At 65.4% G+C, this 15,555-nt stretch carries 14 protein-coding genes; 13 read left to right on the top strand and 1 reads right to left on the bottom strand.

The window, feature by feature from the left end:
• The first annotated feature begins 13 nt into the window (after positions 1-13).
• The 13 genes from BB28_RS08955 to BB28_RS09015 all read left to right on the top strand — a co-directional run bounded on the left by BB28_RS08955 (position 14) and on the right by BB28_RS09015 (position 14,490).
• A complete protein-coding gene (locus tag BB28_RS08955; RefSeq protein WP_030095215.1) occupies positions 14-256 on the top strand; it encodes an acyl carrier protein in 243 nt (80 codons plus the stop codon).
• Entirely contained in the window at positions 253-1,914 is a 1,662-nt protein-coding gene (locus BB28_RS08960; RefSeq protein ID WP_109550598.1) for a fatty acyl-AMP ligase, read from the top strand. The genes BB28_RS08955 and BB28_RS08960 overlap by 4 nt, the downstream gene beginning before the upstream one ends.
• Positions 1,915-2,051: 137 nt before the next feature.
• Complete coding sequence (locus BB28_RS08965; protein WP_412457871.1) at positions 2,052-2,780, top strand: MlaE family ABC transporter permease; 729 nt, start codon at positions 2,052-2,054, stop codon at positions 2,778-2,780.
• Positions 2,781-2,842: 62 nt separating this feature from the next.
• The gene (locus BB28_RS08970; RefSeq protein ID WP_109365355.1) at positions 2,843-3,637 is read left to right on the top strand and encodes an MlaE family ABC transporter permease; all 795 of its coding nucleotides are present in this window, start codon (positions 2,843-2,845) and stop codon (positions 3,635-3,637) included.
• Between the two features lie 67 nt (positions 3,638-3,704).
• Positions 3,705-5,147 carry an MlaD family protein gene (locus tag BB28_RS08975; RefSeq protein ID WP_109550612.1) on the top strand — a complete coding sequence of 481 codons (1,443 nt, stop codon included), beginning with the start codon at positions 3,705-3,707 and terminating at the stop codon, positions 5,145-5,147.
• On the top strand, positions 5,144-6,211 hold the full coding sequence (locus BB28_RS08980) for an MlaD family protein (RefSeq protein ID WP_046253252.1): 1,068 nt from the start codon (positions 5,144-5,146) through the stop codon (positions 6,209-6,211). The genes BB28_RS08975 and BB28_RS08980 overlap by 4 nt, the downstream gene beginning before the upstream one ends.
• Positions 6,212-7,228, top strand: coding sequence for an MCE family protein (locus BB28_RS08985; protein WP_046253253.1), 1,017 nt, complete (start codon positions 6,212-6,214; stop codon positions 7,226-7,228).
• Positions 7,225-8,334: an MCE family protein gene (locus tag BB28_RS08990; RefSeq protein ID WP_046253254.1), complete on the top strand. Its 1,110-nt coding sequence runs from the start codon at positions 7,225-7,227 to the stop codon at positions 8,332-8,334. The genes BB28_RS08985 and BB28_RS08990 overlap by 4 nt, the downstream gene beginning before the upstream one ends.
• A complete protein-coding gene (locus BB28_RS08995; RefSeq protein ID WP_046253255.1) occupies positions 8,334-9,479 on the top strand; it encodes an MlaD family protein in 1,146 nt (381 codons plus the stop codon). Before BB28_RS08990 ends, BB28_RS08995 begins: the two co-directional genes overlap by 1 nt.
• Positions 9,476-10,675 carry an MlaD family protein gene (locus tag BB28_RS09000; protein ID WP_046253256.1) on the top strand — a complete coding sequence of 400 codons (1,200 nt, stop codon included), beginning with the start codon at positions 9,476-9,478 and terminating at the stop codon, positions 10,673-10,675. Before BB28_RS08995 ends, BB28_RS09000 begins: the two co-directional genes overlap by 4 nt.
• 3 nt (positions 10,676-10,678) lie before the next feature.
• Complete coding sequence (locus BB28_RS09005) at positions 10,679-11,575, top strand: metal-dependent hydrolase (protein WP_109550611.1); 897 nt, start codon at positions 10,679-10,681, stop codon at positions 11,573-11,575.
• A gap of 100 nt (positions 11,576-11,675) precedes the next feature.
• Entirely contained in the window at positions 11,676-13,082 is a 1,407-nt protein-coding gene (locus BB28_RS09010) for a glycine--tRNA ligase (protein ID WP_046253258.1), read from the top strand.
• Positions 13,083-13,095: 13 nt separating this feature from the next.
• Positions 13,096-14,490, top strand: coding sequence for an aspartate aminotransferase family protein (locus BB28_RS09015; protein WP_046253259.1), 1,395 nt, complete (start codon positions 13,096-13,098; stop codon positions 14,488-14,490).
• On the opposite strand, the gene BB28_RS09020 is transcribed toward BB28_RS09015, so the two are convergent.
• Positions 14,487-15,509 carry a 1-aminocyclopropane-1-carboxylate deaminase gene (locus tag BB28_RS09020; protein ID WP_046253260.1) on the bottom strand — a complete coding sequence of 341 codons (1,023 nt, stop codon included), beginning with the start codon at positions 15,507-15,509 and terminating at the stop codon, positions 14,487-14,489. The genes BB28_RS09015 and BB28_RS09020 overlap by 4 nt on opposite strands.
• Positions 15,510-15,555: the final 46 nt, after the last annotated feature.

Below are 15,555 nucleotides of genomic sequence, written 5' to 3' on the forward strand. Positions count from 1 at the left end.
AGGCTTGGAAATAATGGAAACCACGTCAGAAGTCCGCGAGTTCCTCATCGAGTTCATCGCCGAGGAACTCGAGATGCCCACCGGGGATGTCAACGACTTCTCCGAGTTGGTGGGTGATCTCGGATTCGACTCGCTATCGTTCGCGGTAGGAGTTTCGGAGATCAAGGGCCGCTTCGGTATTCAGCTGACCAAGGACGATGTCTTCGAGTGCAAGACACTCGGGGCGTTGATCGAGTTGGTGGAGAGCCGCCTGTGAAGACGACGAACCCGGTGATCGACAGACTGCGCGCCAGTGCTGCGGTCACCGAGCGCGGTCTCACCTGCGCGCCGATCAACCCCGACGGGACCTCGCGGTTGGAGGAGCTGCGCGCCGTGACGTGGGCCGACGTACACCAGCAGGGTCTGGTCATCGCGGGCTCCCTGCAGGCGGCGGGTGTGCGACCCGGCGATGCGGTGGCCGTACTGGCCGGTGCCCCTGGGGAAATCGCGCCGTTGGTGCAGGGCATCTGGATGTCCGGCGCCTCGGTGACCATGCTGCATCAGCCCACGCACCGCTCCGACATGCAACTGTGGATCGAGGACACCGGCAAGGCGCTTGCCGCGGTGGGCTCCACGATCGTGGTGGTCGGTGATCCGTTCCTGGCGGCCACGGGCCAGTTCGCGGCCGTGGGCGCTCGCGCTCTGGAGCTGCCCGGCCTGCTGACTGGCGCACCGGGAGAGATCATCGATACCAGCGAGGAAGCTATTGCGTTCTTGCAGTTGACTTCCGGATCGACCGGTACGCCGAAGGCGGTCAGCATCACCTACCGCAACATCGAGGCCAATCTGCGGGCGATGGTGATTGCCTCGGGCGCCGATCCGGAATCCGATGTGGTGGTGAGCTGGTTGCCGCTCTTTCACGACATGGGCATGATGGGATATCTCATCGTCCCGATGTGCCGGGGGATGAACACCGTCAGCGTGACGCCCATGGATTTTCTGGGCAACCCGCTGCTATGGGCCGAGCTGATCAGCACCTACCGGGGCAGCATGACTGCCGGACCGAACTTCGCGTACTCACTGCTGGCGCGCAGGCTGCGTAAGGCCGCCGACGGTGCTTACGATCTGTCCTCACTGCGGTTCGCGCTCAGCGGTGCCGAGGCCATCGACGTAGCCACCCTGGAACGCTTTGCGGCCGAGGGCGCCCGGTTCGGTATGCGGGCCGATGCGATCGTCCCCGCCTACGGGATGGCGGAGGCCACGCTGGCGGTTTCCTTTGTGCGCCGTGGTGACGGTTACCAGGTATTGCCCCCGCATCCTGATCTGGTCGCCGGCCCGGGAGAAGAGGCGAGCGCCCGTGTTGCGCTGGGGCTTCCGCTACCGGGGTGTGAGGTGCGAGTGGTGGCCGAGGACCGCTCGGTGCTGCCCACGGGGGCGATCGGTGAGCTCGAGATCCGTGGGGAGAATGTCACCGCCGGGTACCGCACCGCGGCGGGATTCGAATCGATGCTCGATGCGCAGGGCTGGCTGTCCACGGGTGATATCGGGTATCTCACCGCGGATGGGCAGCCGGTGATCTGCGGCCGCAAGAAGGACATCCTGATCATCTCGGGTCGCAACGTGCACCCCGAGGACATCGAACGGTCGGTCGTGGGAGTCCCGGGCGTGAGGTCGGGCGGTGTCGCCGCGGTACGTCTGTCCACTGCTGCGGCGGGCGAGGGGTTCGCGATGGTGGCGGAGTCTGCGTCGCACGCCGACAGCGATGAGAGCGCACGCATTCGGGCCGAGGTGGCCGACCGCGTCTACCGCAGTCTGGGGGTGAGTCCACGTGATGTCCATGTGGTCCCCGCCGGGTGGATCCCCAAGACGTCTTCGGGGAAGCTGCGCAGGAAAGCGACCACTGAACGGTTGGCGAGGTGTGAACCGACCCGATGACGACACGGGAACAACAGGTCCGTGTCCGCTCTCTCATGTCCAAAGTGGTTCGCCCACTGGGTGATCAAAGTGCGGGCTATCTGCGGCGCCATCCCATTGCCGCACTCACCACAGTGGGTGAGCAGTTCGTTCTTGGCATGCACACGCTGCGGTATTTCGCGGTCGATGTGGTGACGGGCCGCTTTCAGTGGGCGGAGTTCGTGCGGCAGGCATCCTTCATGGCGGGCACTGCGGTGATGCCGACGGTGCTGGTGGCACTGCCCATCGGGGTAACCCTCTCGATCCAATTCGCACTGCTGGCCGGCCAGGTCGGCGCGACCTCGCTGGCGGGCGCGGCCAGTGGATTGGCTGTGGTGCGGCAGGCCGCCTCGTTGGTAGCGGCGATGCTGCTGGCCTCGGCGGTGGGTTCGGCGATGACTGCCGATCTCGGGTGCCGGACCATGCGCGAGGAGACCGCGGCCATGGAGGTCATGGGGGTATCGGTGGTGCGGCGCCTTGTGGTGCCGCGCTTCGCGGCGGCGATCGTTGTCGGTATTGCCCTGACCGGTGTGGTCTGCTTTGTCGGGTTCCTGGCCAGCTACCTGTTCAACGTCTACGTACAGGGCGGTGCCCCAGGGAGTTTCGTCGCGACCTTCGCATCGTTCGCATCTACGGGAGATCTGCTACTGGCGTTGTTGAAGGCCGCGGTGTACGGCGCCATCGTGGCGGTGATCGCCTGCCAGAAGGGGCTGGCCGCACACGGCGGGCCGACCGGGGTGGCCAACTCGGTCAACGCGGCAGTGGTGGAATCTGTGCTGCTCCTGATGATCGTCAACGTTGTGGTCAGCCAGGTCTACACCATGTTGTTCCCGCGGGGGGTGCTGTGACGGCGACCCTGACAGAGCCTCGGGTGGCGTTGCCTCCGAGGACCTTCCGCGCCGATGCCGCGATGAGACCGTTGGCGCGATTTGGCCACATGGTGACCTTCTTCCTGCACGCCTTCCTGGCGATCCCGATCGCGCTGCGCCGGTACCGGCGGGAGTTCCTGCGCCTGCTTTCCGATATCACCTGGGGCAACGGGTCGATCGTTGTCGGCGGCGGGACCGCCGGTGTGGTGTTGGTACTGGGTGTCACCACCGGTGCCCTGGTGGCGATCGAGGGTTACAACTTCCTGGAACTGATGGGCCTGGGTCCTGCCACGGGTGTCATCTCTTCGTTGGTGACCACCCGTGAGCTGGCTCCGATCATGGCCGCGTTGGCCTTCGCCGTGCAGGCGGGTTGCCGTTTCACCACCCAGCTTGGGTCAATGCGTATCGCCGAAGAAGTCGACGCGATGGATTCCCTTGCCATCCGGCCGATTCCGTATCTGGTGACAACCCGCCTGCTGGCCTCCGTGGTCGCCATCATCCCGCTGTATGTGGCGTGCCTGACGATCAGTTATCTGTCCTGCCAGGTGATGGTGAGCATCGTCAGCGGCGGCTCGCTGGGCCCGTACCTGCACTACTTCACGCTGCTGTCCAGCGGTACGGATATCGCCTACTCGGTCTTCAAGGCCATCGTCTTCGTCTGGATAGCCTCGGCGGTGCAGTGCTACTACGGATTCTGCGCAGACGGCGGGCCGGAAGGGGTGGGCATCGCCGCGGGACACGCGATGCGCGCCAGCATCACCGCGGTGATCGTCGTCAACATGCTGCTCACCATGGCGCTGTGGAGTGTCGACTCCGGCGCAAGGTTCGGGGGATGAGGTGACGAATCAGCTTGGCATTCATTATGACCTGGACGGTGTGCGCTTCACCCGTCGCCAGCTGCTGATGCGCGGAGGTGCCGCGTTGGTCGCGGTTGCCGCCATCACATCGGCGTTGTTGATCAAGTCGACGGGTGTGCTGGACCGGTACATCGACATCGTCGCCGAGCTCCGCAACGTCGGCGACGGGCTGCCGCCGCGCTCCGATGTGAAGTATCGGGGGGTGCTCGTCGGTGCCGTGGAGAGCGTCACCCCGGCAGCCGGTGCCCAACCCAACCGGATACACGTGCGGCTCAAACATGGGTATGCCACGTCCATCCCCGGGACCGTCACCGCCCGTGTGGTCCCGAGCAATGTCTTCGCGGTCTCGGCCCTGCAACTCGTCGACCACGGACCCGGCGCACCGATCCGTGAGGGCGGGCATATCGCCGAGGACACCCGCCTACCGACCGTGCTGTTTCAGACCACCGTCAACAAGCTGCGCGAGATCCTGACCGCGGGAGGTCGCGGCCGCGAGGATCAATCCCTGGGCGTTCTGGCCGCGGTTGGCGCGGCCACAGATCACCGCCGAGCCGAACTACTCACCAGTGCAGCGCAACTCGACCGCATACTGGATCAGCTCAACGCTATTGTCGCGACCGACCAGGGGCCTTCCACGGTATCGGCATTGGTGCAGGCTGCCCACGGGTTGTCTGCGACCGCGCCGGATCTGGTGGATGCCCTGCATCAGGCGGTGAAACCCATGCAGACTCTGGCCGAGAAGCGGGAACAGTTGCGTACATTCATCGGCGCCGGGGTGCACACCACCGGCACCACGGTGGATTCGCTGCATAACCACACCGACCAAATCATTCAGATCACCACCGATCTGACGCCTGTGTTGGGGGTGCTGGCCGACAACGCCGAGCACTTCGTGCCGATCACCCAGCGCATCACCAAGTTCTCGGACACCTTTTTCCAGGAAGTCTGGGACCCGGAACTGGCTACCGCCCGGGGCCGAGTGAACCTGTCGTTCACGCCCTCCTACTCCTATACCCGCGCCGACTGCCCGCGCTACGGGGAACTCAAGGGGCCCAGCTGTTTCACCGCTCCCCAGATCGCGGTGCGCCCGGACTTACCCGAGGTGTTGCTGCCGCAGAACTATCATCCGCCGGCCGGCTTGGCGCCTCCGCCGGGAACTGTGGTCGGTGACAATGGCAATCTCGTCGCCGTTGGGCCGCCCTTGGTCAACCCCAATCCCAACCTGCAGGACCCCAATCCGCCGGTGCCGTCGTGGCTCACCCCGGCGCCACCGGTACCCGGCAGCGCCGACCCGGGGGACATCGCCGTCGCACCGGCATCCTTCGGTGGAAACGTGGGACCCGTCGGCAGTGCGCAGGAGCGGGGTCAGCTAGGCCGAATTCTCGGGCAGCCGGCCACAGCGGCAGATCAGCTGATCCTCGGGCCCATCGCTCGCGGCACGACCGTGACCCGTAACCAGCACGCGCACAACGAGGGAGGCGCCCAATGAGACATTCGGCAACACGCGCCCCTCTCGTCGGTTTGATTGTCTTCCTGGTGATGGCCACGGTGCTCACCTGGCTCGTGTACGTCACGCTGCGCCGGGACGTCAGGGGCTCCACGGTGCCCTACGCGGCCATGTTCACCGACGTCTTCGGACTGCGCGAGGGTGACGACGTCCGGATCGCGGGGGTTCGCGTGGGCAGAGTCGAGGGTGTCGAGCTCGACGGGACGCTCGCGAAGGTGAGTTTCGCCGTCCAGGACGATCAGCGGCTTCCCGACAGCACGACCGCATCGGTGACGTATCAGAACATCGTGGGTCAGCGATATCTCGCACTGGCACAGGGACACTCAGGAAGCGGCGCCTTGTTGGCGCCCGGTGGTGTCATCCCGGTCGAGCGGACCGAACCCTCCTTCGACATCGGTACCCTGCTCAACGGATACGAGCCACTTTTCGCGGTGCTGGACCCCGCTCAGGTGAACAACCTCACCCAGGCGGTGATCGGGTCGCTGCAGGGCGATACCGCGGCGTTCGCGACGCTGGTGGACCAGACATCGACGCTGACGAAGACATTCACCGGCCGCGATGACGCGTTGGATCATGTGATCGGCAGTCTGGACAGCGTGGTGGGCAGCCTCGCGGCTCAGAACAAGGACTTCGAGGATGCCATCGCCGCCACCCGTCAGGTGGTCGGCCAGTTCGATAGCCGCCGTCCGGAATTGGTGTCCTCGGTCGGGAAGATGACCGAGGTGGTCAGGAACCTGTCCCGGATCGCCAAGGACGTGAATCCGTCCGTGCACGAATTGCTCACGCGGGAACCGGGTTACACCCGGCACATGCTGAACATCGAACCGCAGCTCGCCTACACGGGACTCAACACCCCGCTGTTCCTCAAGGGACTGGCCCGGATGTTCGGGGAGGGTTCCTACATGAACGCCTACGCCTGTGATGTGAACGCCTACGGATTCTTCCCGGGGCTCAACGACGTGGTGCCGATCATCGTCGACGCAGCCACTCCGGGCGGTAAGGCCAAGCACACGGCGCGGTGCAGGAACGCAGGCGACGGTGGCTAAATGATGAGACCGCTGGACTCCTACAACAAGACCTGGCTCGGTGTGATCGCCGTGGCCGTCGTCGCCGTGCTCATCGGTGCTCTGCTGCTGGTGAAGGAATTGGGAATCGGATACCGGCAGTTCACCGGAGAGTTCCTGCAGGCTGCCGCGCTGCGGCCGGGGAACATCGTCGCCGTCGCGGGGGTGCAGGTGGGTTCGGTGACCGGGGTGCGGTTGCAGGGTGATCGCGTGGAGGTCACCTTCCGGGTGCGTGACAACGTGCCGGTCGGCGCCGAGTCCCGGGCCGCCATCAAGATCACGACCTTGTTCGGTTCTCGTTATGTCGATCTGCGCCCCGCGGGTGCGGGGCCACTAGCGGGGCGGCGGATCGGCCTGCAGCACACCGAGGTTCCCTATGACCTGCAGGCAGCGCTGGCCGACTCCACCCGAACCTTCGAGCAGGTGGACGCCGATCGCATTGCCTCCTCGCTGGGTGTTCTGGGCACCCAGCTGGACGGGCTGCCCAACGTGGTGCCACAGGCCATGGAGAACGTGCGCGCCCTGTCCGCGGTCATCGCGCAGCGGCGCGAACAGCTGGGCACCCTGCTGGCCAGCACCGAGAAGGTCACCGGCATGCTGCGCCGCCAGCAGTCCGATATCGGCACCTTCATCCGGCAGGGACAGGAGCTGCTGGGCGAATTCGTGGCGCGCTCGGCCGCCTTCCACGCGATGATGCGCTCATTGCAGAGCATCGTGGCGTCGCTGCGCACCATCGTGGTCGGCGATCACCGTGCACTCGACGGTGTCATCCAGACCCTGGAGGAACTCAGCGGCAAGCTTGCCGGGCAGGATGCCTTGTTGCGCAACCTGCTCCAGATCGCGCCGGTCCCCATTCGCGAGATCGCCAACGCCACCGGACTCGGCAACTCCATCGAGGGCAATCCACCGGGCGGCGCACTCATCGACTCGTGGATGTGTGCGATCAGCGGGCGCGCCAAGCAATTCGGGATGATCCAGTACTTCAAGGACTGCCAGTGACCACGATGCGCAAGATGCTCCTGACCTGTGTGGGACTCATCCTCGTCGCGACGACGGCCGGGGCGGCATGGTCCGTTACCGGGGAGAGCGGAACCATCACGCTCACAGCTCAATTCGACAGTGCTGCGGGTCTGTACCCCGGCAATGTGGTGGCCGTGCTGGGTATGCCGGTGGGTCAGGTCTCCAAGATTACCGCCCGGGGCGGATACGCCGAGGTGCAGTTCACGGTCGACCGGCAGGTGAAGATTCCTGCCGACGCCCAGGCCGTCACCCTCTCGACGTCCATCCTGACCGACCGCCAAATCGAGCTGACGCCGCCGTACCGCGGCGGGGCGGTGCTGCACGACCACGACACCATCGGACTGAACCGCACCAAGACCCCTGTCGAATTCGATCGGGTACTCGGCATGCTCGACATGCTTTCCGGGTCCCTGCACGGCGACGGCGCCGGAGGTGGGCCCATCGCCGCGGTGCTCAACGCCGGTGACGGGGTGGCCGCGGGTAACGGTGATCGGATCAAGACGGCGCTCGATGAGTTGTCGCGGGCCCTGCGGCTTGGCGCCGACGGTGGTGAGCGCAGTCGTGAGCAGATGACCGCCATCGTCAAGAATGTCAGCAGCCTGCTGGATGCAGCCGCCCGCAACGACGCGAGCCTGCGCCAGTTCGGTTCCACTGTGCGCCAGCTCAGCGACGTCCTGGCCCAGGAGAACTTCGGTTCGGGCAGTACCGGGAGGCAGTTCAACGAGGTGATCGAGCAGACCGGAAACATTCTGCAGGCCAACCGGGATGCCATCCATCGCGGTATTGCCAATGGCAACAAAAGTATTCAGTCGGTGTATGACCGTCAGCGGGAGGTCGCCGAGTTCTTCGATGTGCTGCCGCTGATGGCCGACAATCTCTACAACGCCATCGATCAACGCAACGGCGCGATACGCGCCCACTTCCTGGCCGACCGCATGGTCTTCGACGGGCAGATGGCCAAGGAGATCTGCAATCTGATGGGACTGCGTCAACTGGGCTGCAGCACAGGGACGTTGCAGGACTACGGCCCCGACTTCGGACTCACCTACATGCTTGACGGGCTCGCGGCGATGGGGCAGAAGTGATGGGGCGCAAGCTATCGGTCTTGGTGGCGGTGGTGCTCCTGTGCGCCGGGTGTTCCTCTGCAGGACTGGCCGACCTGCCGCTGCCGGCCCCGGGCCTGGGTGCCGGGGGATACCGGCTGACCGCAGTCTTTGCGAACGCGCTCAATCTGCCCGAGCGTGCCAAGGTAAAGCTCGCCGGTGCGGATATCGGCGAGGTGGAATCGATGGCGGCCAAGGATTTCCGTGCGGTGACCACGCTGCGCATCCGGCACGATGTCACCCTTCCGGTAGGCAGCACGGCGCAGTTGCGCACGGCCACGCCGCTGGGTGATGTCTTCGTGGCCGTCACGCCGCCAGAACAACCCGTCGCGGCCACACTCGGCGAGGGGGACACCATCACCATCGACCAGACCGGCGCGGCGGCAACGGTGGAATCGGTGCTCAGTTCGGCGGCGATTCTGGTGAACGGTGGAGCGGTGCACAACCTCACCAACGTCGTCAACGGTATGGGCAGGGCGGCGGGCCAGGACGGTCAGGCATTCGGGCGGATGATCGGCAAGTCCAATCAGCTGCTGGGCAAGCTGAACGCACGGTCCGGGCAGCTGGACACCGCGCTTACCGAGACGACCCACCTGGCCGAGGTACTCGACGGCAAAAGCGAGAAGCTTGCCGAGGTGCTGCACGCGGCGGGCCCGGCCACCGCGACCTTGCAAGACAATGCCGGTCAGATCTCCGATTTGGTGCTGCTGCTGGGTGATACCGCACGCGAGCTGGGTAAGTTCCCGTCCATCGCGGGCACTGACACCAGTGGGCGCAGCGTGGTGGCCGACGCCAACGCGATCTCCCGCTCCTGGAATGACGTGGTGCTCGATCCGCAGACCAGCCTGCTCTCGCTGAACCGGCTGTACGCGCCGTTCATCAAAATCACTGCGGGATCGGCTATTTCCGGCAGTGCCGGTATCGACCGGCTGGTGCTAGGCGCGATACCGGATGCCGGTTTCGGGGGAGATCCTGGATTGCACGGCCCCAAGCGATACGACTGGGCCAAGCTTGTGGGGACCTTCAAGTACACGCTGTGGCGGTTGCAGGAGCGCGTCGTCGGGCAGGGCCCTGAAGCGCAAGGCCTCCCGCCCTCGGGACCCGACGTACAGGAACCCGGACGATGAGCCGCGCGTGGGTAAGTGGACTGTCACTCGTTGCCACCCTGGCCATTTCGATCACCTATCTGTTGGTGGGGGTGCTGCATGTCCGGCCGCTGACATCGAGTTACCCGCTGACCATCCAGCTCGCCGAGTCCGGAGGCCTGCTGCCGAACCAGGACGTGACGCTGCACGGAGTGCGCATCGGCTCGGTCGAGTCACTGACCTTTACCGGCGACGGTGTCAACGCGACAGTGAGCGTCGACAGCGGGGTTCGTGTCCCCGCGTCCGCGGCGGTGCGGGTGTCCGGGCTGTCCCCGGCCGGTGAGCAGTACCTCGATTTCTCTGCCGCAACCGACGAGGGCCCGTTCCTGTCCGGCGGGGATGTGATTGCCCGGGACCGCACCGCGATACCGGTCACCCCGGCACAGCTGCTGACCCATGCCGACGGTGTTCTCGCTCAAGTGGATTCGGCCAAGATCGAGCGCATCAAGACGGAACTGAGCCTGAGCGCGCAGGGGCCCCGCAAGCTCACCGACATCGTCAACGGCGGAGTGTTCCTGCTGTCCACCCTGGATTCGGTGCTCCCCGAGACGGTAAGCGCCATCAGGGACAGCCGGACGGTGCTGTCGTCGGCGGTGGACGTCAACAAGGGAATCGCGGTCACCTCACGCAATCTGCGCAGCACCTTGGCGGGTATGAACGCTATGGACGGCGGCTACCGGAAACTCATCGATCAATCTCCGCGAGTGCTCGCGGCCACCGACAACCTGTTCACCGACAACTCCGACACCATGGTCCAGCTGCTGGCCAACCTGGCCACCAACGCGCACCTGTCGTATGTGCGGGTACCGGCGTTGAACGCCCTGTTTCCCACCTATCGCGGCTCGGCCCTGGAGGCGTTCATCAGCACCATGCACGAGCACGGGCTGTGGGTGACGGCTGACCTGTATCCGAGATACGCCTGCGACTACGGCACTCCTCGCCATCCGCCGTCCTCGGCGGACTATCCGGAGCCCTTCTTGTACACGTACTGCCGCGACGACGATCCCGCCGTCTTGGTCCGGGGCGCCAAGAACGCCCCGCGTCCCGCAGGGGATGACACGGCCGGACCGCCGCCGGGCGCCGACCTGGGTGCCCGATCCGACCCGACACCGCCCGGCCGGTACACGATCCCGACGCCGTACGGCGGACCAGCACTGCCCATCGAGCCACCGAGGTAAATGATGCCGGCGAACAATCCGCAACCGCGTCCGTCATCGGCCGCCGGACGCGCTGTGCACACCCGCCGGATCGCGTTCACGTTCGACGGGGCGTCCCCGTCGCGGCGCCACTTCGTTGCGGGCGATATCGCGATGAGCCATCTGGTGGCCTTGCTGTCCGGCTTCTTTCCCTCGGGTGAAGAGTTCTTCATCCAGTCCGTGCGCCGCTATGACGGTCAGATCGGTGATCCCGTGCTCAGGAAACAGGTCGCCGGATTCATCGGACAGGAGATGACGCACGGCATTCAGCACCGTGAGCTCAACGCGCAGCTGGTGCGCCGCGGTTACTGGGCGACGGGCTTCATGGACCGGATGGGCACGCGGCTGGTCAAGCGCATGAAGCAGCACAGGGACCGGCTGCCGGATCCGGTGGCACGATCCGCGCTCGCGGTGACGGCCCCGGTCGAACACCTCACGGCCATCCTCGGGGAGCAGGTGCTCAGCGTGGCGTGGATACAGCAGCAGCTGACCGATCCCGAGGTGCGGGCGATGCTCAATTGGCATGCCATCGAGGAGATGGAGCACAAGTCCGTTGCCTTCGATGTGTACCGCCACGTCGGGGGCTCCGAGCGGATGAGGATCGCGGCCATGGCCGTCACGCTGGGACTTTTTCTGAGCAGGACGGTGATCCTGCTGGCCTCGATCGTCACCGATCCGTGGGCCTGGCGTCATCCGGTGCGCACCCTGCGCAGCGTTCTCAGGCTGCCCCGCACGCCGCTGTTCGCCGGACTCTGGGCCAAGATCCGCAGCTACCTGTGGCCTGGATTCCATCCCGACGACATCGATCACGGCCCACTGCTGGAGAAGTGGCGCGAGGAGTACTTCGGTCCTCAGGGCATCCTGCTGGACCATCTGAAGTAGCTGCTGCGGCCACCGAGGTAAAACGCGCTTGGCCGGGCCCTTAGGCTGTTCAGGACAATTACTGCAGTCCTGTGGACCTCAAGAGGAGCCTGAGCAGATCGTGGCCGCCAAGCCGAACGCCGCCGGTAAGAAGATCGAAGCCGTCGTCAACCTCGCCAAGCGCCGGGGACTCGTGTACCCCTGCGGCGAGATTTACGGCGGTACCAAGTCGGCGTGGGATTACGGCCCGCTCGGTGTCGAGCTCAAGGAAAACATCAAGAAGCAGTGGTGGCGCTCCGTCGTCACCAGCCGCGACGACGTCGTCGGCCTGGACTCCTCGGTGATCCTGCCCCGCCAGGTCTGGGTGGCCTCCGGTCACGTCGAGGTCTTCAACGATCCGCTGGTCGAGTGTCTGAACTGTCACAAGCGGCACCGTCAGGATCACCTGCAGGAGGCCTACGCGGAGAAGAAGGGAATCGACGACCCCGAGTCGGTCCCGATGACCGACATCGTCTGCCCCGACTGCGGCACCAAGGGGCAGTGGACCGAGCCCCGCGACTTCAACATGATGCTTAAGACCTACCTTGGCCCCATCGAGACCGAAGAGGGCCTGCACTACCTGCGCCCGGAGACCGCGCAGGGCATCTTCATCAACTTCAAGAACGTCGTGACGACGTCGCGACAGAAGCCGCCGTTCGGCATCGGCCAGATCGGCAAGAGCTTCCGCAACGAGATCACCCCGGGCAACTTCATCTTCCGCACCCGCGAGTTCGAGCAGATGGAGATGGAGTTCTTCGTCGAGCCGTCGACGGCCCCCGAGTGGCACAAGTACTGGATCGACACTCGGCTGCAGTGGTACGTGGACCTGGGTATCGACCCGGAGAACCTGCGGCTGTACGACCACCCCAAGGAGAAGCTGTCGCACTACTCCGACGGCACCGTCGACATCGAGTACAAGTTCGGTTTCAGCGGCAACCCGTGGGGTGAGCTGGAGGGTGTCGCCAACCGCACCGACTTCGACTTGTCGACGCACGCAAAGCATTCCGGTGAAGACCTGTCGTACTACGACCAGGCCGAGGACCGCCGTTACACCCCGTACGTGATCGAGCCCGCGGCCGGCCTCACCCGTTCGTTCATGGCTTTCCTGGTCGATGCGTATCACGAGGACGAGGCCCCCAACGCCAAGGGCGGCGTGGACACCCGCACCGTGCTGCGCCTGGATCCGCGCCTGGCTCCGGTCAAGGTCGCGGTGCTGCCGCTGTCACGCAATGCCGACCTGAGCCCGCGCGCCAAGGCGCTGGCCGCCGAGCTGCGGCAGAGCTGGAATGTCGACTTCGATGACGCCGGTGCCATCGGGCGCAGGTATCGTCGACAGGACGAGATCGGCACCCCGTTCTGCGTCACAGTCGATTTCGATTCGCTCGAAGACGACTCCGTCACCGTTCGCGACCGCGATGAGATGACCCAGCAGCGTATTCCGATCGGCGGCGTGGCCGATCATCTCGCCAAATCTCTCAAGGGCTGCTAGCCGAGGAGCAGAAATGACTGACGTCCAGAATCACATCGGAATCGATCCCGCCAGCGCGCCGATCGAGGCACCGGCGGCCGAGGCGCAGGTTCGCGCCGACGACCGTGGACACGTTTTCCACTCGTGGTCCGCGCAGGCGGCCATCGACCCGCTGCCGATCGCCGGCGGTGCGGGCGCGACCTTCTGGGATTACACCGGCAAGGAGTACCTGGACTTCGCCTCGCAGCTGGTGAACCTCAATCTGGGACACCAGCATCCGCGTCTGGTGGAGGCCATCGGGCGTCAGGCCGGCCGGCTGGCCACCATTGCGCCCGCCTTCGCCAATGATGTGCGCGGCGAGCTCGCCCGCCTGGTGGCCGAGCGTGCACCGGGAACCCTGAACAAGGTGTTCTTCACCAACGGTGGCACCGAGGCCGTGGAGCACGCGGTCCGTATGGCGCGCCACCACACCGGTCGCCGCAAGGTGCTTTCCGCATACCGCAGCTACCACGGTGGCACCACCACCTCGATGTCGCTGACGGGTGAGCCGCGCCGCTGGGCGAACGACCCGGGGGACAACTCGGTGGTTCGTTTCTTCGGGCCGTACGCCTACCGTTCGGTGTTCCATGCCACCTCGCCGGAGGAGGAAACCCAAAGGGCGCTGGAGCATCTGGAGCAGGTGATCAACCTGGAGGGCCCGCCCACCATCGCCGCGATCATTCTGGAGTCGGTGGTCGGCACCAACGGTGTGCTGGTGCCGCCGCCCGGTTACCTGGCCGGGGTGCGGGAGATCTGCGACCGGTACGGCCTGGTGTTCATCGCCGACGAGGTGATGGTCGGCTTCGGGCGATTCGGGGAATGGTTCGCCATCAACGCCTTTGACGTCACGCCGGACCTCATCACCTTCGCCAAGGGCATCAACTCTGGTTATGTCCCGCTGGGCGGTGTGGTGATCTCCGATGCCATCGCCACCAGCTTCGATCACCGTCCGTACCCGGGTGGACTGACCTACTCCGGTCACCCGCTGGCCTGCGCGGTCGGTGTCGAGACCATCAAGGTGTTCGAGGACGACAAGATCCTGGAACGGGTGCGCGATCTCGGTGAGCGCGTGGTGCGTCCGGAACTGGAGCGTTGGGTGCAGACGCATCCGAGCGTCGGCGAAATCCGTGGCCGCGGCTTGTTCTGGGCCGTGGAACTGGTGCGCGACAAGCAGACTCGTGAGCCGCTGGTTCCGTTCAATGCCAGTGGTGAGGCCGCGGCGCCGATGAATGCCTTCGCGGCGGCGTGCAAGAAGAGTGGCCTGTGGCCGTTCACGCATTTCAACCGCACGCATGTGGCGCCTCCGCTGATCATCAGCGAGGAGGATCTGCGGCGGGGGCTCTCGATCATCGACGAGGCGCTGAACGTCGCCGACGGGTACGCGAGCTAGCCGGGAAACACGCTGCTGTATGCGTTCAGCGCGGGCTGGCCGCCGAGGTGGGCATACAGGACGTTCGAGTGCCGCTCGATCGTCCCGTCACTGACGAGGTCGATCAGGCCTGCCATCGACTTGCCCTCGTACACGGGGTCGGTGATCATCGCTTCGAGGCGCCCGCAGAGTTTGATCGCTTCGACGGTGGAATCGACGGGCACGCCATACTCCTCGCCCGCCCATCCCTCCAGGACAGTGATCTCGTCAGGGCGTAGGTCGCGTTCGAGGCCGATCTGCTGAGCGGTGTGCCGGGCGATGCGAGTGACCTGATCGGTGGTCTTCGGGAGCGTGGCCGACGCGTCGATACCCAGTACTCGCCGTGGCCGTCCGCCGGCATCGGCGAGTGCGGCGAATCCCGCGATCATGCCCGCATGGGTGGACCCGGTGACCGTGCACACGACGATGGTGTCGAAGAAAACGCCCAGCTGATCCTCTTGTGCGGCCACCTCATACGCCCAGTTGGCGAAGCCGAGGCCGCCGTACTTGTGTTCCGACGCACCGGCCGGGATGGGGTAGGGCTTGGCGCCGGAGTTCTCGACCGCGGTGAGCGCGTCCTCCCAGGACTGACGGATGCCGATATCGAATCCCGAAGGGTCGAGCTGGGTTTGGGCTCCCATGATCCGCGATAAGAGGATGTTGCCCGCCTTGTCGTTGACGGGGTCCTCCCAGTCCACCCAGCGCTCCTGAACCAGGTGACAGCGCATCCCCAGCACGGCCGCGACGGCCGCCACCTGACGGGTGTGGTTGGACTGGTAGCCGCCGATCGACACCAGGGTGTCGGCGCCGCTGGCCAGCACGTCGGGAACGATGTATTCGAGCTTGCGTATCTTGTTGCCGCCGAAGGCGAGCCCGGAGTTGCAGTCTTCGCGTTTTGCCCAGATGTTGGCGCCGCCGAGGTGGCGGCTGAGGCGCTCCAGGGGGTGCACCGGGCTGGGGCCGAAGGTCAGTGGGTAACGGGGGAAATCATGGATCGACAAGGCGTTCTCCTGGCTCGGCTATGGGAATGGCGTTGTGGGGGAGCGG

Source organism: Mycobacteroides chelonae CCUG 47445 (genome assembly GCF_001632805.1).
Lineage (GTDB): Bacteria > Actinomycetota > Actinomycetes > Mycobacteriales > Mycobacteriaceae > Mycobacterium > Mycobacterium chelonae.

Bases quoted from the DNA above. Each gene is read 5' to 3' on its own strand.
- BB28_RS08955 (WP_030095215.1), top strand. From the start codon at position 14: ATGGAAACCACGTCAGAAGTCCGCGAGTTCCTCATCGAGTTCATCGCC.
- BB28_RS08965 (WP_412457871.1), top strand. From the start codon at position 2,052: ATGCACACGCTGCGGTATTTCGCGGTCGATGTGGTGACGGGCCGCTTT.
- BB28_RS08970 (WP_109365355.1), top strand. From the start codon at position 2,843: ATGAGACCGTTGGCGCGATTTGGCCACATGGTGACCTTCTTCCTGCAC.
- BB28_RS08975 (WP_109550612.1), top strand. From the start codon at position 3,705: ATGCGCGGAGGTGCCGCGTTGGTCGCGGTTGCCGCCATCACATCGGCG.
- BB28_RS08980 (WP_046253252.1), top strand. From the start codon at position 5,144: ATGAGACATTCGGCAACACGCGCCCCTCTCGTCGGTTTGATTGTCTTC.
- BB28_RS08985 (WP_046253253.1), top strand. From the start codon at position 6,212: ATGATGAGACCGCTGGACTCCTACAACAAGACCTGGCTCGGTGTGATC.
- BB28_RS08995 (WP_046253255.1), top strand. From the start codon at position 8,334: ATGGGGCGCAAGCTATCGGTCTTGGTGGCGGTGGTGCTCCTGTGCGCC.
- BB28_RS09000 (WP_046253256.1), top strand. From the start codon at position 9,476: ATGAGCCGCGCGTGGGTAAGTGGACTGTCACTCGTTGCCACCCTGGCC.
- BB28_RS09005 (WP_109550611.1), top strand. From the start codon at position 10,679: ATGCCGGCGAACAATCCGCAACCGCGTCCGTCATCGGCCGCCGGACGC.
- BB28_RS09015 (WP_046253259.1), top strand. From the start codon at position 13,096: ATGACTGACGTCCAGAATCACATCGGAATCGATCCCGCCAGCGCGCCG.